This is a genomic window from Microbulbifer sp. ABH2_005 (assembly GCF_056160005.1).
The window spans coordinates 1541803-1561604 of record NZ_JBSWWI010000001.1 but is presented as its reverse complement, the minus strand read 5'-3'; the positions used below and the strand labels follow the sequence as shown (position 1 = coordinate 1561604).

General features: G+C 42.1%; 16 protein-coding genes and 1 pseudogene. 9 read left to right on the top strand and 8 right to left on the bottom strand.

Annotated features, from left to right (window positions below; genetic code table 11):
- Positions 1 to 8: 8 nt before the first annotated feature.
- From ACXAFI_RS06895 to ACXAFI_RS06875, 5 genes and pseudogenes are all read left to right on the top strand, one after another.
- The gene (locus ACXAFI_RS06895) at positions 9 to 281 is read left to right on the top strand and encodes a hypothetical protein (protein ID WP_475108190.1); all 273 of its coding nucleotides are present in this window, start codon (positions 9 to 11) and stop codon (positions 279 to 281) included.
- A gap of 183 nt (positions 282 to 464) precedes the next feature.
- Positions 465 to 1082 (top strand): LysE family translocator, encoded by a 618-nt coding sequence (locus tag ACXAFI_RS06890; protein ID WP_475108189.1) that lies wholly within the window; start codon positions 465 to 467, stop codon positions 1080 to 1082.
- 193 nt (positions 1083 to 1275) lie between these two features.
- A pseudogene (locus ACXAFI_RS06885) lies at positions 1276 to 2831 on the top strand (transposase).
- A gap of 523 nt (positions 2832 to 3354) precedes the next feature.
- The gene (locus ACXAFI_RS06880) at positions 3355 to 3552 is read left to right on the top strand and encodes a tautomerase family protein (protein ID WP_475108188.1); all 198 of its coding nucleotides are present in this window, start codon (positions 3355 to 3357) and stop codon (positions 3550 to 3552) included.
- Between the two features lie 1167 nt (positions 3553 to 4719).
- Positions 4720 to 5985: a S41 family peptidase gene (locus tag ACXAFI_RS06875; protein WP_475108187.1), complete on the top strand. Its 1266-nt coding sequence runs from the start codon at positions 4720 to 4722 to the stop codon at positions 5983 to 5985.
- A 103-nt stretch (positions 5986 to 6088) separates the two neighbouring features.
- Here the strand turns inward: ACXAFI_RS06875 and ACXAFI_RS06870 are convergent, their stop codons facing one another.
- Complete coding sequence (locus ACXAFI_RS06870) at positions 6089 to 6238, bottom strand: hypothetical protein (RefSeq protein ID WP_475108186.1); 150 nt, start codon at positions 6236 to 6238, stop codon at positions 6089 to 6091.
- 799 nt (positions 6239 to 7037) lie between these two features.
- On the opposite strand from ACXAFI_RS06870, the gene ACXAFI_RS06865 reads away from it, so the two are divergent.
- Positions 7038 to 7895, top strand: coding sequence for a hypothetical protein (locus ACXAFI_RS06865; RefSeq protein WP_475108185.1), 858 nt, complete (start codon positions 7038 to 7040; stop codon positions 7893 to 7895).
- 191 nt (positions 7896 to 8086) lie between these two features.
- Positions 8087 to 8575, top strand: a complete 489-nt coding sequence (locus ACXAFI_RS06860) for an AAA family ATPase (protein WP_475108184.1) — start codon at positions 8087 to 8089, stop codon at positions 8573 to 8575.
- Positions 8576 to 8641: 66 nt separating this feature from the next.
- Here ACXAFI_RS06860 and ACXAFI_RS06855 read toward each other — a convergent pair whose 3' ends face one another.
- Together ACXAFI_RS06855 and ACXAFI_RS06850 are read right to left on the bottom strand one after the other, a co-directional pair.
- Complete coding sequence (locus tag ACXAFI_RS06855) at positions 8642 to 9283, bottom strand: MIP/aquaporin family protein (protein WP_152453944.1); 642 nt, start codon at positions 9281 to 9283, stop codon at positions 8642 to 8644.
- A 315-nt stretch (positions 9284 to 9598) separates the two neighbouring features.
- A complete protein-coding gene (locus ACXAFI_RS06850; protein WP_475108183.1) occupies positions 9599 to 11002 on the bottom strand; it encodes an MFS transporter in 1404 nt (467 codons plus the stop codon).
- 148 nt (positions 11003 to 11150) lie between these two features.
- Between ACXAFI_RS06850 and ACXAFI_RS06845 the strand changes: the two genes are divergently transcribed.
- On the top strand, positions 11151 to 11930 hold the full coding sequence (locus tag ACXAFI_RS06845) for an amidohydrolase family protein (RefSeq protein WP_475108182.1): 780 nt from the start codon (positions 11151 to 11153) through the stop codon (positions 11928 to 11930).
- Positions 11931 to 12061: 131 nt separating this feature from the next.
- Here the strand turns inward: ACXAFI_RS06845 and ACXAFI_RS06840 are convergent, their stop codons facing one another.
- Complete coding sequence (locus tag ACXAFI_RS06840; protein ID WP_475108181.1) at positions 12062 to 13027, bottom strand: UDP-glucuronic acid decarboxylase family protein; 966 nt, start codon at positions 13025 to 13027, stop codon at positions 12062 to 12064.
- Positions 13028 to 13395: 368 nt separating this feature from the next.
- Between ACXAFI_RS06840 and ACXAFI_RS06835 the strand changes: the two genes are divergently transcribed.
- Complete coding sequence (locus ACXAFI_RS06835) at positions 13396 to 14127, top strand: glycerophosphodiester phosphodiesterase (protein ID WP_475108180.1); 732 nt, start codon at positions 13396 to 13398, stop codon at positions 14125 to 14127.
- A gap of 497 nt (positions 14128 to 14624) precedes the next feature.
- Here the strand turns inward: ACXAFI_RS06835 and ACXAFI_RS06830 are convergent, their stop codons facing one another.
- The 4 genes from ACXAFI_RS06830 to ACXAFI_RS06815 form a co-directional block, all read right to left on the bottom strand.
- The gene (locus ACXAFI_RS06830; protein ID WP_475109800.1) at positions 14625 to 14795 is read right to left on the bottom strand and encodes a transposase; all 171 of its coding nucleotides are present in this window, start codon (positions 14793 to 14795) and stop codon (positions 14625 to 14627) included.
- A 675-nt stretch (positions 14796 to 15470) separates the two neighbouring features.
- Positions 15471 to 16874: an MFS transporter gene (locus ACXAFI_RS06825; protein ID WP_475108179.1), complete on the bottom strand. Its 1404-nt coding sequence runs from the start codon at positions 16872 to 16874 to the stop codon at positions 15471 to 15473.
- A gap of 167 nt (positions 16875 to 17041) precedes the next feature.
- Positions 17042 to 18106 (bottom strand): LacI family DNA-binding transcriptional regulator, encoded by a 1065-nt coding sequence (locus tag ACXAFI_RS06820; RefSeq protein ID WP_475108178.1) that lies wholly within the window; start codon positions 18104 to 18106, stop codon positions 17042 to 17044.
- A gap of 76 nt (positions 18107 to 18182) precedes the next feature.
- Complete coding sequence (locus ACXAFI_RS06815; RefSeq protein ID WP_475108177.1) at positions 18183 to 19436, bottom strand: MFS transporter; 1254 nt, start codon at positions 19434 to 19436, stop codon at positions 18183 to 18185.
- Positions 19437 to 19802 lie beyond the last annotated feature (366 nt).

Sequence of the window (19802 nt, the reverse complement as noted above, 5' to 3'; positions counted from 1 at the left end):
AAGCAAATATGAAGAAAATAATTACTATTTTGATTATTTTTGGTGCGATGGGAGGGTGTGCAAACGCAAATAAAATTGTGCTTCCGAGTGGTGGCGTTGGTTATACCATCAACTGCTCTGGTACCGCTGTTTCAATTTCAAAATGCTACGAGAAGGCTGGCGCAGTCTGCCCTGGCGGTTATGATGTGGTTTCTTCTCATAATCAACCAGGGGTTATGAAAGGCTTGGATGGTAAGCCCATAGCCACGTCAGACAAGGGCATGGTAGTTCAGTGTAAATAGCAAATTCGAGTTGGCAGACCCAACACTAACAAAGCCGGGCAGTTTGCTCCGGGCCTGCGGCCCTCCGCGGGACAGCTTACCTTGTGCACGTGTTGCGCAGGTCGCTTCGCTCCCATTTTCGCGCAACACGCGCACAAGGTAAGCTGCCCCTGCCAGCGGCGTTAGTTTTATGGAGGAAATATTGTGGAAATCTGGAAGTTGTTGTTCTTTATACCTGCGTGTTTTGCGCTCAATATGACTCCTGGTCCAAACAATCTATTGTCCATGAACAATGCTCGTTGTTACGGTTTTAAATCCGCTTTCATTGCTGGTCTTGGTCGTATTGCTGCATTCGCTGTAATGATTGCTTTGGCTACTTCAGGTTTAGCTGTCATACTCTATGCTTCTGAGACTCTATTTCTAACGATTAAAATTGTGGGCGCAGCTTACTTGTTGTGGATTGCCTTTAATCTTTGGTGTTCGGAAGCAAGTCCTGTCTCTGAATTAGAAAACACACGCAACCGACTAGGTTTAGCCAAACAAGAATTTTTGTTAGCCGCTGGCAATCCAAAGGCTATCTTAATCTTTACTGCTTTTCTGCCACAATTCGTCGATGTTTCGGCTAGCATAAATGAGCAGTTCTTCGCTTTGGGGGCTACATTCCTAATTTTAGAAATGGGTGCAATATCGATTTATGCCATATTTGGACTCTATTTAAGGCAGTGGTTCACGAAGCCGGAGATGGCAAAGCGCTTCAATAGAGGTTGCGCAACTTTTTTGGCTATGTCTGGAGCAAGCCTATTATTGAGCCGCCAGCAATAAAACTAACAAACTGCTCAAGAGTGATTCGCAACGCGTGATATTTTCACCATACCTTGGTTTAAGGGATTGAGGTAGTATGCGGCGGCTTTTGTATTGCGTTGCTCACACCTTAACAGGGCGTTCAGGCTGTAGAAAAACTCTTAAAAGTTAGCTTTTTTGTTAAAATGGAGGTCTTGATGTCGAGATTATCCATATGCCCAATTTCAAACGTTACGATTACAATCAAGATGCAATGGTCGTCATAAATTTCGAAGAACAACTACAACCTGAAACATTTGAGTTTACACTTCATCATTTGATTGATGACCATATCGACCTCTCTGCATTCCATAAAAAATATCAAAATGATAGCAGCGGGCGAACCGCCTATGATCCAGCTATCCTACTGAAAATCATATTGTTTGCTTACTCAAAAGGCATTACTTCAAGTCGTGAAATTCAATGGCAATGTGAGAACAATATCCTCTTCAAAGCTCTTTCATGCGATACCGTTCCGCATTTCACTAGTATTGCGAGTTTCGTAAGTAGTCATCCTGATGCGATTGAGTCGGTGTTTGAGCAAGTGTTACTGGTCTGCGATCAGCAGGGGTTGCTTGGTAACGAACTATTTGCAATAGATGGATGCAGGTTGCCATCCAATGCCAGCAAAGAACATTCAGGGACTTTTAAAGAGCTAGAGCAGAAGCAGGAAAAAATTCGCAAGAAGATCAAACATTGCCTCAAAGAGCACAAGTGGCTTGATGGCAGGAAGCCTAAAGAAAAAGAGCGAAAGCAAGCGGTAGCTAAAGCGGCTGACACTCTGCAGAAACACTTTGATAAAATAGATCAGTTATTAAAGAATCATTCCCCCAGGATGGGGCAAGGAAAAAACCCTAAAGAGGTAAAAAGTAATATCACGGATAATGAATCAGCCAAGATGACTACCAGCAAAGGAACCATTCAGGGCTATAACGGTGTTGCCGAAGTTGATAGGAAGCACCAGATAGTTGTTGAAGCACAGGCCTTTGGTGAGGGGCTAGAACATCATACACTGAAGCCTATTTTCAATGGCATCAGTTGCCATTATAAGAATATAGGAATAGAAGAAGACATCTTGAACAAGCAGGTTATCATTACTGCTGATACTGGATTCTCCAACGATGCTAATTATAGCTACCTGCGAGAAAAAGGCATTAATGCCTACATACCTGACAATAAATTCCGTTCACGTGATAAAGCTTTTGTTAAGCAAAAAGCCAAGTATGGCAAGCGTAATCAAAAAGGTAGAGCTAGTGCTGAGCAGACTTTCCCTGCTAGTGAATTTACATTCAACAAGAAAAAGAAAACCTGCATCTGTCCGACAGGAAAATCCATGCTCTTGTTAAAAGAAGAGCAAGTTAGTGAAGGTAAGAAAAGCTATTATTCGAAGGGCGCCTCACTGACCGCAGGGAATGCAGCCTTAGAAATCAATGTATGCGAAACCCAAATTCTGCAGACTCTCGAAAAGGACATGGAAGGCAAGTATCCCTTACTTGGACAAATGGGCGGACAGCCACTGACTGGATGAAAAAGCGAGTTGATAGTAATGAGGGCAAGACCATTTATGGGCATCGAATGTCTGTTGTCGAGCCAGTGTTTGGGAACATTGGTACCAACAAGCGATTGAATCGCTTCTCGCTACGAGGAAAAAGTAAGGTTCAGGGACAATGGCAGATGTTCTGCTTGGTACATAACATTGAAAAGTTGATGAGATATGGCAGTATCCACTGATTGAGTATAAATTAAGGGCATCAAGACGCCTAAATTTAATACAATGAAAGAAATTTGGTGATATAGCTAAATTTAGGTCGAAATTTTAATTGGAGGGATCTGAGGAGAGACGACTTTTTCTAAAAGTATTTTTCTACAGCCTCGTTATATTTTTGTTCAGTATTCAACTTTTATCAATACAGGGAAATGGTGTGTGAAAGAAGGATTTGAGAAAGTTAAAAGTGAGATCAACTCAAAGATTTCATTCTGGAAGAATGTAAAAAGCCGTAAGGTTAAAGCTGGGTTAATCGTTCTGTTTGTCGGGATAGTTTGTTTGAAAATTTATACAACCGTTTTTACATTCGATTGGTTCACAAACTTAATTCAATCGTTGTAAGTTGGTTTAAAATATAACAAGCGCTTCAACAGGGACAAATACTGGTTGGCTCCTACGCTGCGCTTCGGATTTTAGCCAACCAGCATTTGCCTGTTAAGCGGGCGCTATGTGAACGTCAAAGTCCCGAGATATTATTGAGTATTAAATATGCCGTATGTGAATGTACAAATAACTAAAGGTGTAAGCCGAGACCAGAAGAGATCTCTAGTAGAGGATATTACTGACTCTCTAGCCAAGCATCTAAATAAGTCACCAGAGCACATACATATTGTCATCCAAGAGGTAGAAGAAGAGAATTGGGGCTATTCAGGTATGCTTACTGACGAATGGAAGCTTAAAAAGTAATAAAGTAAAGCATAGAAATGAATAAGTCGACACAAGCAACTCAAGCACATAACTATACGAGCCAGTGGACAAAGTGCTGCGCACTTCGCCGCTTATTTAGGCCTTAACCACAAGACTTACCCACGCTTAGTAGACACCTTGTATAGTTAGGCTTCGGGCTAACATGGGGGTGTACCATGATCAAAAAGAGAACTTAGGCGTATACGGAGGAGTTCCACAGAGAAGCAGTTAAGAGAGCGAGATAATCTGGAGCAACAACGGCTTCTGTGGCGCGGGAGCTAGGAGTTAGCGCATAGCAGATCTATAACTGGCCCCGTCAATTTAATCGACTATCTGATAAACAATTTAATAGTTTAGATGGCGTCGACTCTTCCAAACAGGAGAGCGCTGAAGTTCGCAAGCTCAAAAAGGAACTGCATGAAGCTCGCCAGGAGGTTGAGTTCCTAAAAGACAGCTGCGTACTTTGCGAATCACCAAGTGAAAAGTGCGCACTGATACAAGAGTATGTAAGGGCATTTCCGGTTATCGTGATGTGTAAGTATTTAGAGGTCTCAAGATCGAGCTATTATCAGTAGCCAGAATCATTGGTATCTCTTTGCACGACCGGATTTCCTTCTAATACCCGGATTGAGAATTATCAGTTAATAGGCTTCCACAGCTGACCACCTACACTTCGCTCGCTTTATGCTGTACGCTATGCTCGCTCAAAGCGGCTTCATTCCAGTGTCTACTGAGCAAGACGTTAAGAACACAGACATGATGTAGCCCCTCAGAAAAGACATTGAACATTCTTGCTTCCATATTTTTTTCAGTTGTGGCTTTAACTTGGGATTTTCTTCAGACGGCGAGAAAATATGGGATCAGACGTAAATCTGGAGAAGACTAAGCTTTTTAGTGAATATGCTTCCAGTGAACTGGGCCTTGAATACATTAAATATAATGAAGGCCCGAGCAGATATAGACGTATTGATGGACCTTATCGTATTTCCAATTCGTATGCTCATTTCATCCTTTAAGGAGCTACTCTCGACAAGGGATTTCAGCCGATGCTTAAAGCTATACTCCTCTTCCCGCAAGATCGCTAAGCTCTTTACTTTTATAAAAATTGTGCTCTATTTTTGGTACATTTGAACTCAGCATTAAATTGACTTAGGTTAAATAGGTAGTATGAATATAAAATTTTTGATTCCTTTGATACTTGCCGGCTCTCTAGTTAGCTGTTTCAAATCGTCAAAAGATACAGAATTTAATTCTAAAGATGCCTGGAGGGAACTTGCAGGTGTTGTCAAGAAACAATACGCATATTTAGACCGTCAAGATTTCTATGCCCAAGAGATATTTGATGAATTTGAAAATCGCGCTATTAGTGCAAACACTAGGCAAGAGTTTGCAGATATAAGTCAAATGTTTTTACGGCATTTTCACGACCCCCATCTAAACCTTGGCCCATATGATGAAAATGATTTCAGCGTATTTCCGACTGGATCTGATATAAGAGCTACGTACAAAAATAATAAGTTCATAATAGAGGATGTTAAGGCTGATTCAGCGGCCGATTTAGCTGGAATCCGTCCTGGTGTTGAAATCATAATCATTGATAAATTACCCGTGAAAAAATCGATTGAAAAAGTATTTGGTAGAAAATTTGAACAGCTCTCGATAAATCAAATTAACTACGGCATAAATGTTAGTTTAGGTGGTTATAGAAATAGACAACGGATAGTTACCTTAAAGAATCACGGAAAATTGAAAACCTATCATTTGGCAGCAAGTTATGATTCGATAAATGCAATTGCTAATGGCCCCACAATAACTTTTAAAAAATTTGACAATATAGGTTATATTCGAATTAACAACTCATTAGGCAGCATAAATACTGTTAACGCCTTTGAGCAGGCGATACATGCATTGTTAGAAACTAAAGCATTAATTATCGACCTTCGCAACACACCTAGCGGCGGAAATACAGGTGTTGCAGAGCCAATCTTAGGGCACTTTGTGGAAAAGAAAACAGTTTATCAATTATATCAAACACAAGAAAAAGGTATTTCATATAAGCATGTCAGAATGGAAAAAGCGTATGCTGAGCCCAATACACCTCATTATACAAAACCTTTTGTTGTATTAGCAGGTCGTTGGACCGGTAGTATGGGAGAAGGGATGACTATTGGATTAGATGCTATCGGTGCTCTGGCAGTTATCGGGGCGCCCATGGCCGATCTGTTGGGCGGTATAAAAACAGTCAAACTAACCAAAAGTGACACTTGGATAGAACTCGGTTTTGAACGCTTATACCACGTAAATAAAACCTACCGAGAGGACTTCGAACCCGATGTCATGATAACTCCCGCAGACCGCGATAGTAATGGTAATGACCCTGCTTTATCGCTAGCTCGTAAAATTATTGATGAACAGGTAATGATCTCAATGTAACAAAGTTATGTTTAGGACCTACTAGTTCTCGTCTCAAATTATCGGCTGGAATTTTCAAACGTATGAAAACCCAGCCGGATATATCTACGGTGGAACCTTTAGATTATGCCCCTGGCCTCTGAGGCGCTGTACCTCGGTTATTATCTAAAGGTTTGCCATGCTTTTTATCAGACCAGTTATCGCTATTAACTGGCTGATTTGAAGTAAGTTTGCCTTTTTTAGCTGGAGTCTTTACTGCTTTCTTCTTACCCATGATGTACCTCTCTTACTGGATTCACTGAACTTCCATGTTCACGGTAGCTGACGTGCAAACCTTTTTCAGGAATATAGCCATAAACTCTAAAGACCAGGATATGATTGCAGATTAGTAATATAGGATAAAAACATATATCAATAAGTAAGCAAAAGTTACCCATCTGGTGAAAGAAGGAGTAAATCGTGTAGCAAAAGTTTGGAGAAGCTTTATTAAAAAAATAAAAAAATTAAATAAATGATCAGTATCAATATTCTTACTGGGGTCACGCTAACAGGCTAAATTATATAGGATTTTCATGCTCACACGTTGTCATTTGCGTATGAAGCTGCTTTCTCCCATACAGAGATACGTTCACATTGATGCTGTAGCACTGTGTGTTCTTAACCCTATATTCTGTATTAATAGTTACTGTCTTTTGATACGTTCGTGCAAAAAACTAACCGCCCCTCAACTAAGTCATATGTACCAACTAACACCCTTAAAAGATATACATTTTACTTAGGGAAGCCCTATTTCTCGTGTCTCAGGTTAAGAAGTACAATATTTAGACTGTGCGGTCCTAGTGTGCCAACAAGTAATCTAGCTGATGGAAAAATATGTTAATATTACTTGAGTTTATTGGTGGAACTTACTTACTGGGAACCAGGTATGGCCTTTACTCCACATCAGAACTATGGCTCTAAGCATTACCTTGTTTTTAGCATCAGAATCATAACCCCACCTTCTGTAACAGATTTCACATTTAAGTAACATTCACTCAATACTTTAACTACCCCACTTCATGAAAGGATTTAACATGGGTGCAGATATTTTTAATGATATAAAAATACAAGAGATGATTAAATTTTGCTCTACTGGCTATGATGCCTGGGATAAAATCATTAGAAAAGATGTTGCCAACAATTATGCTGCGGGTCGTGACCGTTCCGCCAAGGGGCAGGTTTACTGGAGCAATCTGAATAGTGAAGTTAGCTGTATTTTAGCTATCCATTCTTTCCTTAGAGAATACTTAACATCGAAAGTGCCAGCCAGTGAAATCGAACGACTAGACCAAATGCGAACCAATTTTAGGTTGGCTGCAGTCGACTATCAAAGGCGCTGCTCTACAACTCACCTAACAAATGATATAAACAAAAAAATCTCAAAGAACAACGCCCTTATAAAAGATAGAGAAGACAATCTTGAGGTTTCAAATATATGTTTAGTATCATCAATGCAGGATATTACATCAAAAATTAATGGCGTTATTGCAACTTATCTTGCACTCATCGGCATGAGAAAAAATCTAGCTTCAGTGGATGCCTCTTGGAGCGAGTATTACAAAACGATCCGGCGTGATTTTCTAGCTGTCGCCTCAAATATAGTAGGCTTATTTGTACCAACGAATGTGGGCAACTCAATCATTATTGCCTGGATGTATAGTGATGTCAGAGATATTAGAAACTTCCAAAAAACAGGGAGGCAACTCGCTGAAAACAAGCAAGAAATCTTAAAGGCAGCGGGCAAATTTAATGGGGATACTTCCATCGGTGATTTTTATACCTATGTGCTAGTAACCGCCTTAGCTGAGCACTATGGTTTTTCACCTAATAATGGAATAAGATACAATCCGCAGCATCAACACTTAGATATTGCTAAAGGTATTGTAGGCTAATATATCTCTATAACTTATCTCGTACTCTATGTGAGCAGTTTAGTTTCAACTCGGAAACAGTAGGAAACAACAACTGGGCTTGCTAATCTTGTGAGGTTGCGAGCCTACTGTTCTTGACGCTACCATACTAAAAACGTTAATTAATACACCCTACATCCCCATTCCTTATAATTTTAAGAAAGGTTACTTAGTTGGATAAGATACTAATTTTTGGAAATTCAGGCTCAGGCAAATCGACTCTAGCAAAGAAACTTTCAAAGAAAGGAGGGCTAGCTCACCTAGATTTAGACACCTTGGCATGGTTGCCAACCTCAACTCCACAAAGAATGCCTTTGGAAAAATCAAGAGTTAAGATAGAGACTTTTCTTAAAACACATAAAAGCTGGGTAATAGAGGGCTGTTATACCGATTTGCTAGAGCTTCTTAGTGATCAGGCGACCGAAATTATATTTATGGATCTTAGTGTTGACCAATGTATTGAAAATGCCAGGAGCAGGCCTTGGGAACCACATAAGTATGTATCCAAAGAAGCTCAGGATTCCAATCTAGATATGCTCGTTAACTGGATCAAGGAATATAAAAACAGGAGTGATACTTTTTCTTACCAAGCCCATCTAAATTTTTACAATGTCTTTCAAAGGAAAAAAACAATTTACGTAGAGAATCAAGAGAACATATAAAACAACAAAGAATCTACTCCCAATTATTAGGTTCTTTCTTGCATAGAATAACTGTGTTTAACGATCTTAACTCTCCTGTAGGTGACCGCGAGGTCTGAATAGTAGATAACTAACCAAAGCCCCCACACTAGCACCCACGAAAGGCATTAATAAATAATCCCAACTCCATGCTTTTGTGGCCAAGGCCACGGCGGGATTTAAAATGCCGTATGAAGCATTATGGGATACAATCAACCCCAATAACAATGAGCTGCCGACAACAATCCCCGAAGTAGCTTTCCCAATATCCTTGTTATGGGCTGTAGCCATAACACCAAAGCTAAAAAATGCCGTTCCCAGCCCCTCCCCTATACCACTAAATATTGATGCCTTATGGGATACCAACCATCCCTCTTGCCCCAAAGGAACATAAATGGTCACCATTAGTAGCGCCAGAACTCCGCCGCATACCTGAACGATTACGTAGCCGATAAAATCCTTAAAGCTTAACTTCTTAGAGATAAGCATGGAAAAAGAGATGGCAGGATTGATATGGCAACCAGAAATCCCCCCTATGATATAGACACAAAGTCCCAACGCCAGTCCAGCGGCAATCGGCGTCGCTATAGGAAAAGGGTTACTTGGTGTTAAAGAAGTCAATACCGCTGTCGCTAGAATGAAGGTACCGATGAGTTCTGCTGAAAGTTTTTGGACGAAGGAGTAGTTCATTGATTTACCCTAAACGCTGAAAAGTCACTCTCAAAAATTTAAGAAATAGTATAAGCGTTATCACTTTTTTGAAAAGGCATGTATATATTCAACTGATTGTAGACCACAAAAAATGTGTGTATTTCAATGAAAAATAATCTAACTACATTCTAAAAATTAGAAAAGTCTAGACATAATAACGCCAACAACTTTCCTCTAAACACCTTATTAATTTCAGATTTCGAATTACTTCATCTAAAACCACTTTCCATCTGCTTTGCCTGGCATTCGACAAGGTGAGAAAGAGTAATGCTTAGAGTTGCTTTCAAAGCTCATTTATAGAATGCCCTCCTCCTCATAATCGACCTTCACATCTTTACCTGTCACAAATAATATACATACTACTAATCCCGCCAAAGCCAGGTAGGCATTCACAGTAAAGGCCCTATCTATACCAGAAGGCAGATCCGGAGCCATAGCAACGATGGTTGTATTCATACCCAGCCCTATGGCGCCACCTGCTATTTGATACATATAAAGTATTGCTCCGGCCAGACTTGCTCTGGAGGGGTCTACAACCGTTATTGCCGCAGTGGTTATGGTTGAATAAAAAAGTCCGACCCCCGCCCCCAGAATCATTAAGCCAGGTATAAGCACCGGATAGGTAGTATTTGAAGTCAGGTGTGAGAGCATAAACATACCAGCGCACATGCATATGGTACCGGCTGAAACGATCAGCTTTGCCCCCAACTTCTCATATAGACTACCCGAGATATAGGAAACAATGCCAAATACAGCCATCATTGGTAACAGGCCTATACCGGAAAACGCGGCCGAGTAACCCCTAACCTTGGTGAGAAACTGGGGGATATACAGTAGGGCAGCAAAGAAAACCACAGAGAGCAGCAAGGTTGCCATACCCGCTGCAAAGAATTTGTTATTTGTGGCTACATCTTCTGGGATTAGGGCGTTCTTGCCCGCATTGCGCTCCACAATAATAAAAAGCCCTAAGAAAACCAAAAATACTGCGAATAATGTGACAATCCAGGGGCTCTTAAAGCCAAGATCTACCGCCAAATCCAAGGCAACAAGCAGACCAAATAAGGATACAGATAGTGTCATTACGCCAGCGTAATCTATTTTTTCATCAACTTTTTCCGGGCTGTCATCGGCGATCACTTTCCAGCAGACCAAACAAGCCAAAGCCGCGATGGGGATATTGATAAAAAAGATCCAGCGCCAACTAGCTAAGTCGGTCAACACTCCCCCTAGCATTGGCCCTATGGCATTTGATGCACCACAGACTGTCATAATTAAACCGCCCGCCAATCCAGAGCGATCCTCAGGCATTAGTCCATAAATCATCCCGAGGATGGCTGGCCACATCAGGGCGCCACCAATTCCCATTAATGCCCGTGATATCAGCAGCATCCACATATCTACAGCTAGGCCACCAAGCAAAGAGAAGAACACAAATATTGCAGTGCCTATAAAGAAGATACGACGTCGCCCAAACATATCTGCCAGGCGCCCACCAGAGATAATAAGAACGCCAAAAACCAGGGTATAGCCATTTATGACCCATTGGGCTGTAGTGATATTGGAGCTAAACTCTTTTTCCATAGCTGGTATCGCTACAGAGAAGGCGGTGAAATCATTCGCAATAAGGAATACCGCCAGACTAAGTGCTAACAAGCCAAGAAACTGGGTTTTTGTCAGGGGAGTCCTCGTTTCCGTCATTGTATTCTTCCTGAGGCTTAATTCTATAGCTTAAATATTTAATGGGACCTAAAATGTTTAAAGTTTGGTCTACTTCAATATTTAGCACTGATTTTTTTGCAAAAATCTAAGCGACAAATTTTTCTCTACTTCCTGTGTGTAAAATATTATGTCAATAGCAAAAGTTAAGATTTTTGATAGTCACTTCCATATCATTAGCCCTGGATTTCCACTTTACCCAAATAATGGATTCACTCCTGACTTTTTCACTACTAGCGACTATTTATCCCGACTTAAAAGTTATGACTTAGCCGGTGGCGCCGTTATTTCCGGATCCTTCCAGAAACAAGATGCTACCTACCTTAGGGATGCACTGGCTAAGCTTGGCAAAAATTTCGTCGGCGTGATACAGATACTAGCCGACACCGATGACGAGACTATCCTGTCATTAAACACCTGTGGCGTCCGGGCCGTAAGATTCAACCTAAAGCGTGGTGGCTCTGAGGACGTAGCAAAAATCAAGAATTTTGCTCACAGAATCTATGAATTAGCCGGTTGGCATGTCGAGCTTTATGTTGATTCAACTGAGCTAGAACCTCTCGCACCCACCCTACTTGCCCTCCCCCGCGTCTCGATTGATCACCTTGGACTGAGTAAAAGTGGCCTTAGATTGTTACTGTCACTCGCAGAGAAAGGGGTAAAGGTTAAAGCGACTGGCTTTGGACGACTTGATTTCGATCCGGCTACCGCCATTGCTGATTTTTACAAGGCAAACCCTAGTTCCCTGATGTTTGGCTCTGATTTACCTTCTACTAGAGCACCGCGTCCTTTTAGAGATAAGGATGTAACATTGATCAAAAATACACTGGATGAAGCAGGGGCCAACATGGTTCTTTGTGAAAATGCTAAAGCATTTTATTTCCATCAATATGAACCAACAGGAAGGTAATACATATTGATCTACATCAAAAAAATCAAATGATTCAGAAGTAGATATATTTTGAGTGAAACAATCATAAAGATTACACTTTAGCAGCTAGCCACGATCATTTTTCAAATCAACTCCTCTGAGCTTTGAAGCTAATTATTCAATACCCCGGAACCTCCGCCCTTACAAAGAAGCTTTTCAAAGTACATGATAGTTTTCTTAAGTCCATCATCTAGATTCACTTTGGGCTCCCAATTAAGCAAAGATCTTGCCCGATCAATAACTGGTTTACGCTGTCGAGGATCATCTCTAGGTAACGGTAAATAGACCAATTTTGAAGATGATCCTGTTAATGAAAGTATATGCTGAGCCAGCTGACTAATCGTAATCTCATATGGGTTGCCAAGATTAATTGGGCCCGTTATGTTTACCGGCGCCCTCATCAAGCGAATTAATCCTTCAACTAAGTCATCAACATAGCAAAAGCTTCGTGTTTGTTCTCCCGCACCATATATGGTTATATCATCACCCTTAAGTGCCTGAACGATAAAATTACTAATTACTCGCCCATCATCTGGGTGCATTCTTGGTCCGTATGTATTAAAAATTCTACCAACTTTAATTTTCAATCCATACTGCCGGAAATAACTGAAAAACAATGTTTCAACGCACCGCTTCCCTTCAATGTAACATGAACGCATGCAAACCGGGTCTACCTTACCCCAGTAATGCTCAGGCTGAGGATGCACTTCAGGGTCTCCATAAACTTCGCTCGAAGAAGCCTGGAGTATTTTGGCGTTATTTCTTTTGGATAGATCAAGCATATTGATAGCGCCATTGATATTAATCTTTAGCGTCTGTACTGGGTCAACTTGGTAATGAACAGGTGATGCCGGGCAAGCGAGATTATAAATTTCATCAACATCCAAATCTAATTCGCTTGTTATATCATGTTGAATGAAATTAAAATATGAATGCGGTAATAGATGTTTAATATTGCACTTTACCCCTGTTTGCAAGTTGTCAGCACAGAAAACATCATGCCCCCCTTCTAATAATTTTTCACATAGATGAGCGCCCAAGAAACCGGCGCCACCTGCAACCAATATTCGCGACATTGCAATTCCACACTTATAATATCTACTCCATTAATCATAGAAGTGAATAGCACATCCACCCCATTAAATCCTCCAAGTATCACTCTTTGAAATTTATCTTAAGATTTTACAGTTATAAATTACGCCATAATAAATTTCGTGAAATTTCACACCCTTATTAAAAGGCACCCTAAAAAGGATTTTCAATTCAAGCCATAACGGCAACCTACCTACATCAACTCAAATTTACTAAAGAGGCACATTACCTATTACAAGCTTCATCCATCAATACTTATAAACCACTAACGATTAACATCAGCAACACTATAATATTCTAGAATATATCTTATTAATCATTATTTTATATAAACAACTTGGACTTTTTGAAAATGGCTTTAGGCACCCTCTTCTGTTTTGCTCACCGAGGTTACCAACGCTTTTATAGCGAAAATACCCTACAGGCAATAAGCGAGGCATTGGAGCTGAAGGTAGGAGGAATAGAAATTGATTTATGGAATGTTGGTGGTCAACTTCTTATCACTCATGATAGGCGCCTAGGCCGTTTGCAACCTGGGAATACAATTATTACAGATATGAAACCAGAGACTCTTAGAGCTATACCTCTTCCCTGCGGTAGTAAGATTCCAACTCTACAAGAAGTCTTAAACTTAATAGGTGACAAGGCTCAGTTAAATATAGAGATCAAAGGTCCTAATTGTGCGACGCTATTAGCGAAAGAGATTCGTGCATTCGTTACAGATGGTGGGGCTACTTTTGATCAATATATAGTATCTTCATTTGATCAATTTCAATTGTTTGAATGCCTGCGCCTGCTACCAGAAGTTCGCCGTGGTGTAATACTGGTTGGAGTCCCTCTCGACTTAGCTGCAAGCACAGCCCCTCTGAAAGCTTATTCACTGCATACCGCTTTGGATTTTTTCCATAAAGATTTGATCAATGATGCAAAATATCGAGGTTTAAAGAACTATATTTTCACAGTAAATAACCCTGATGACTTAGCATTACTCGCCTCACAGGGTGTAGATGGAGTATTTACTGATAAACCACAAATTGTCTTAAATTTTAATGCAACAATTATGGACACCCGATCAACCGACTAGAAATTATTACCATAAATTTATTTCAGATTGATAAAATATACGTAATAGGAGCCTATAAATTTTCACTAATTTTTCTGGTATTTCTACCCTTTAAAAACCAACGACAACCACTTGCTAACCAAACACAAAAGAAATTAGCTGAAAATTTATTTATCACTTATCCTTACTATCCATACATGCAAAGCGACCCTATTTACTGCTCAAGGTTACAAATCAAATACAGGCGCCTCATCTGATACTAGACACTTCAAAATCTCTCCAATCACTGGAGCGCCTAACCTGAACCATCACTAAAAATCCACATTATAGCCCTCTGCTCTTAAAAGGGGCCTACTGAGTCATCCCAATATAGAATCACCTGCGTAATTCTAACTGATATTGACGCTACTCAATTATCTCCTGATTCTTTACAGTCTTCCGTAACATCTATGCATCAACCCCACTGTATCTGCACGGTAACCTTCCCTCAAAAGTGACTACCCCAATATGGTCTCTTCCTAAGGTGGGGAAAACGTGTAAAGACCCTTAACGCGGTTTTCCCCTTTTACCGCTCCTAGAAGCCTAGAAATTGATATCTTCGACGGCACCTTAACCAGCAGGTGCACATGATCTACCTGAATATTCAGGTCCACGACACAGCATCTCAACTGACTGCAGTAAACTTGAATTCAGTTGTGAAATTCATTTGCAATCGGATCTTTCAGCACACTGCAACATTACCTTAGAACCCAAACGATATGACATTGGCAATACCAAAGCACATATGTTAATTTTTCAAAACGGCTCATGTTATTTCCTTTAACTCGAATTTTGGGGACAACTCGAATCTTAGTGCAACATGGGCCACCCTGTTCGTGACGGGCAAACTTGATCTTTCACAACCACGCCCTAGGATGTGGGTTTCTACATCACACTAAAAGTGTTATCAACGCTAAATTGATTATAAATCGGCCTAGAGAATTTATAACCAAAGGCTGCAAACTGTCTACCCAGATTCCTTAGATGGAAATAATTAGATTTCAGATTTTTAAAGCAGGGGTCAGATACCCAAACAAATATCCAGTTATAGATATGGTATTGTTTTACGGATAGCCGTGCTCTGGAATTATAAATTTCTAGCAATCCTGCAATAACAGTACATACCGCACCTGAAGCTGTTACTTCTGCAAGGTGCACACCGAAATTAAACTATACAATACGTATCGATTTTTACTGGAAACAATTAAACACGAAGCCTCAATTAGAAAATAGATCCAGCCGCGAGTAGATTCTCATTAAAAACCACCTAGTAGACAGCATTGCAAAAATGTAGAAATATAATTTAATATCCGAAACCAAGGCCTCTAAAAGGTGCTTTCTTCATCAAAATCCTCTTTGAGAGACTTCCCCTCAACAAATAAAACCGATATTACAAGGCCGGCTAAAGCTAGGTAGGCATTAATGGTGAAGGCCCGATCTATGCCCGTAATAAGGTCTGGGGCCATGGCAACAACGGTAGTATTCATGCCCAAACCTAGTGCACCACCAGCAATCTGGAACATATAAATAATACCACCAGCTAAGCCCGCTCTGGCAGGGGCAACAATAGTAATCGCGGCAGTAGTCACTGCTGAGAAGAAAAACCCTATACCACTACCAACCACTAGAAGCCCAGGGAGTATCTCTTGAAAACTGGTATTTTCATCAATGTGAGACAACATAAACATACCGATACATATACAGACCGAACCTATTGATATAATTATCTTTGCACCTACCCTTTTATAGAGTTTCCCTGATATATAGGAGACTAGGCCATAGGCCATCATCATTGGCATGAGACCCATGCCTGCAAATGTAGGAGAATAACTGCGCACTCTAATGAGAAACTGCGGGATATATAAAAGTGCTGAAAAAAATACTATAGAGAGTAGTAAGGTCACTATACCCGCCACGAAGAACCTGCTGTTATTCACAACATCCTCGGGAATTAATGCATCCCTGCCTGTATTACGCTCAACAACAATAAAAGCTCCTAGAAAAAGTAGAGATACAATAAACAAGCAAACATTAATGGGGCTTTTAAAACCATGGTCTACAGCAAGATCCAGAGCTAGTAACAAGCTAAATAGAGACAGGGAAAGTGTTATCACCCCCAAATAGTCAATATGCTCTTCAATCTTGTCTGGCTTATCATTAACAACCCATTTCCAGCAGAGAAACCCAACAAAAGTTGCAACTGCAGCATCCATTAGAAATATCCATCGCCAACTTGCAAATTCGGCCAAGAGGCCCCCAAACATCGGCGCTATAGAATCCGAGATTCCACAGACCCCCATAATCAAGCCACCGGCAATTCCTGGGTTCTCTTTTGGAACTAACTCATAGATCATTCCCAGTATCGCCGGCCATATTAGAGCTCCACCGACCCCCATTAGAGCCCGTGCCACCAACAGCATTTGTATGTCAATGGATAGGGCGGCGAGTATTGAGAAAAAAACAAAAATTCCGGCGCCAGTCAAAAAAATACGACGACGCCCATAAATATCTGCCAGTCGCCCACCAGAGATAACCAAAACGCCAAAGACCAGAATGTATCCGTTAATCACCCACTGGGCAGTTGTAATATCGGTATCGAATTCTTGTTCAATAGTGGTAATGGCAGCAGGAAAAATGGTTAAATCGTTCGCCACCAAAAAGACAGCGAAACTCAGGGCAATCAGCGCCAAAAGCCGCTCTCTGGCCAAGGGGTAGTTGGTATCTGCCATCAAGTTCTACCGAAGGCTCTCTGTCATCGGGCCTATAGGAAATAACCCAGACAGTTTGGCCTATTAGGTGGTAGAGCAGCGAGCTTGATGGAAGATTTGCATGCCTGGAGAAGCTGGGTGAAACCCCAGAGAAGAGAAAGCAGCTCCGCCAGGGAGCTGCAAAAGAGCTATTGCTGATTATATTCCTGGATCGGTTGATAGCCAGGGTTGGCGCCACAGGACGAACGTACTACCAGTTCAGTCGGTAGCACTTCAGGCTCTGCTGTTTTATCACCGATTAACTGCATCATCTTATCCACCAGCAGCTCACCGCCGCGCTGGATATTCTGACGCACAGTCGTTAGTGGAGGCGTAAAGAACGGGGCTATAGGGATATCATCAAATCCAACCACCGCCACATCATCGGGTACTTTGTAACCCTGGCTCTGCAAGGCCTTAATGGCGCCCATAGCGATGCTATCACTTGCTGCGAAGATCGCATCGAAGGTCAAACCTTCTGCTTTAAGTAAGTCTGCAATGAACTGGTAGCCGCTTTCACTGGAGAAAGAAACTTTGATTTGGCGCGCACTATTATCAAGCCCTACTTCAGCAAGGGCGGCATTGTAGCCCTCGTAGCGCCCGTTAATCTCAGGGTGTGCAGTATCACCCAAAAAGAGGATTTTACGGCGACCCTGCTTGAGCAGATGTTCGCTAGCCTGACGCCCTCCCATCTGATTGTCACTACTTACGATACAGTAATCGAGACCTGGCTTGGCAGTCCCTCCCCATACCACTAATGGATCGCCCTGGCGTTGTAGTTCACGCAGTGGGCTGTCATCGATACCCTGGCCAATCACGATTACCCCATCGGCGCGGCGAGACCCCATTAAGTAGGCATGCCAATCGTCACTTGTAGCGATGCGGTTGGAGAACAGTAGATCGTAACGGTGCTCGGCCAGGCGATCGGCAATCGCACCAATCATGTCCAACATAAAGGGGTCGGAAAAGGTTTGGCCCCCGGCGCTGCCGGTATTGATCACCACAGAAATGGTATGGCTGCGCTTTAAACGCAGATTGCGTGCACTCTCGTTGATTTTGTAATTCATACTGCGCGCAATCTGCTGAATACGCTCCCGAGTCTTTTCATTGATCAGCGGGTTGTTATTCAGCGCGCGAGAAACAGTGGATTCAGAAACTCCCGCCAGCCGTGCAATATCGGACATGGAGACGGGAGAGGAGGAATCCTTAGGCATGCGTACTTCACCTTATTCGCGGGAAATACGCCATCTTAGGCGTGCTACAAGAGTTTGTAAAACTGCCGCTGCCAACTCATACCGCAAGCCTGGCAGAATTTTCAACTATCCCACCCTCCACCGCATGGCGGAAAAAGTACAGGCTGATCAGAATTACCGAGATCGGCACCAGTGATAAGTAAAAGGCCACCTGGCCATCAAAGGCTTCAAAAACCGAACCGGTAATCAGGGAACCCGTGGTGCCCCCCAGCGCAGAAAAAATCACCAGCAAGCCGGTCATTGCCGAGTGCTGATGGGTCGGTAGTGAACTCAGCATCACCGAGTTGATTGCCGGATAAATGGGTGCCATAAACAAGCCAATCAGTGGCAGAATAAAGGCCGCAATCGGCGCATTGAACCAGTTGATATCCGGGTTGGCCTGCACATCACTCGATAGCGGCAGAGTCAGCACCACCAATAGCGCCATTGCCAGCAGACAGACATTCAACACCGGATACCAGTGTAAACGCCGCATAATAGCCCCTGCCCCCAAACGGCCCAAGGCGAGCCCTGCAGCAAAAATACTGGCAGCCTGGACGCTCATCGCCGCTGGTAGCTTCAGAATTTCATTGTTAAACGTGGGCAGCCAGCTGCCGATACCCTGTTCGATCAACACATAGATAAAAACGGAAATGACATAAATGTAAACCAGGGGCTTGGCCATCAGTTTTATCATTGCCCAGAAGTCCTGCCGTGGACTGGTGCCCTCAACCCGGGTACCCGACTCATCCATTTTTGTCAGCGACAATAAAATAAAGGCAAACAGACAAATCGCAGCCAGCACCCAATACACACTCAGCCAAGCTGTGGAACCTGGATTGGCTGAGTCAATAAAGGCACTAAACAGCCAATACCCACTAAGAACCCCCACCATAAATACCCCCTCCAGGGTATTCACCATACTCGCATGTTCATTTGGACCACGGGTTAACAGGCCCACAGTTGAATAAACCGCGACCTTCACCAAGGCAAATGCGACTCCCACGGAGAGGAACAGTAGTTTTGCTGTCCAGAAACCTGGCAATAGGGGCATGGCAATACAAGCCCCGGTAACAATAGCGAGCCCCATCAGCATGGCCCGCTTAAATCCGAAACGCGGCAGTTGCGAAGCCACCAGAAAAGATACGATGCCGATGGGGATATCCTTAAAACCCTCCAATACACTGGCTGCAGATTTACTCACGCCGTAAGTATTAATCACCTGCAGTATCACAGTGCCGACACTGTTCAAGAGAATGGCGAACACAAAGTAAATGGCAAATAGGGAAAGCAGTATGCGCTGATTGTTCATAAGGAAATCTTTATCGGTCTATGGCTCAGGCGTACAGCCGTACCAGCCTGTTATTGTACATTTTTTGATCTTTCAGTGTGGGTTGATGACTGCAAATTTTCACGCCCCCAGAACTCAGCAGTATGACTTACCACAAAAGAATTGCAATCGTTTGCAATATTTCAAACTACCAAACAGAGACCATTCAGCGATCGCCGGTCAGACTAGCGGGTTACTAGATAACAAAAATGCTAGTAAATTCTTTATTATCAATAAGTTAAATAATATTTCCACTCACAAATAGCACATAGTTACCGTACAAGGAGATTTTTTTACCCTCGCATTGCAATCGATTGCATTTCAGTATGTACAAGCGATAGACTGCAG

Bases quoted from the DNA above. Each gene is read 5' to 3' on its own strand.
- ACXAFI_RS06875 (WP_475108187.1), top strand. From the start codon at position 4,720: ATGAATATAAAATTTTTGATTCCTTTGATACTTGCCGGCTCTCTAGTT.
- ACXAFI_RS06865 (WP_475108185.1), top strand. From the start codon at position 7,038: ATGGGTGCAGATATTTTTAATGATATAAAAATACAAGAGATGATTAAA.
- ACXAFI_RS06825 (WP_475108179.1), bottom strand. From the start codon at position 16,874: ATGGCAGATACCAACTACCCCTTGGCCAGAGAGCGGCTTTTGGCGCTG.
- ACXAFI_RS06855 (WP_152453944.1), bottom strand. From the start codon at position 9,283: ATGAACTACTCCTTCGTCCAAAAACTTTCAGCAGAACTCATCGGTACC.
- ACXAFI_RS06840 (WP_475108181.1), bottom strand. From the start codon at position 13,027: ATGTCGCGAATATTGGTTGCAGGTGGCGCCGGTTTCTTGGGCGCTCAT.
- ACXAFI_RS06815 (WP_475108177.1), bottom strand. From the start codon at position 19,436: ATGAACAATCAGCGCATACTGCTTTCCCTATTTGCCATTTACTTTGTG.
- ACXAFI_RS06850 (WP_475108183.1), bottom strand. From the start codon at position 11,002: ATGACGGAAACGAGGACTCCCCTGACAAAAACCCAGTTTCTTGGCTTG.
- ACXAFI_RS06820 (WP_475108178.1), bottom strand. From the start codon at position 18,106: ATGCCTAAGGATTCCTCCTCTCCCGTCTCCATGTCCGATATTGCACGG.
- ACXAFI_RS06895 (WP_475108190.1), top strand. From the start codon at position 9: ATGAAGAAAATAATTACTATTTTGATTATTTTTGGTGCGATGGGAGGG.
- ACXAFI_RS06870 (WP_475108186.1), bottom strand. From the start codon at position 6,238: ATGGGTAAGAAGAAAGCAGTAAAGACTCCAGCTAAAAAAGGCAAACTT.
- ACXAFI_RS06880 (WP_475108188.1), top strand. From the start codon at position 3,355: ATGCCGTATGTGAATGTACAAATAACTAAAGGTGTAAGCCGAGACCAG.
- ACXAFI_RS06845 (WP_475108182.1), top strand. From the start codon at position 11,151: ATGTCAATAGCAAAAGTTAAGATTTTTGATAGTCACTTCCATATCATT.
- ACXAFI_RS06835 (WP_475108180.1), top strand. From the start codon at position 13,396: ATGGCTTTAGGCACCCTCTTCTGTTTTGCTCACCGAGGTTACCAACGC.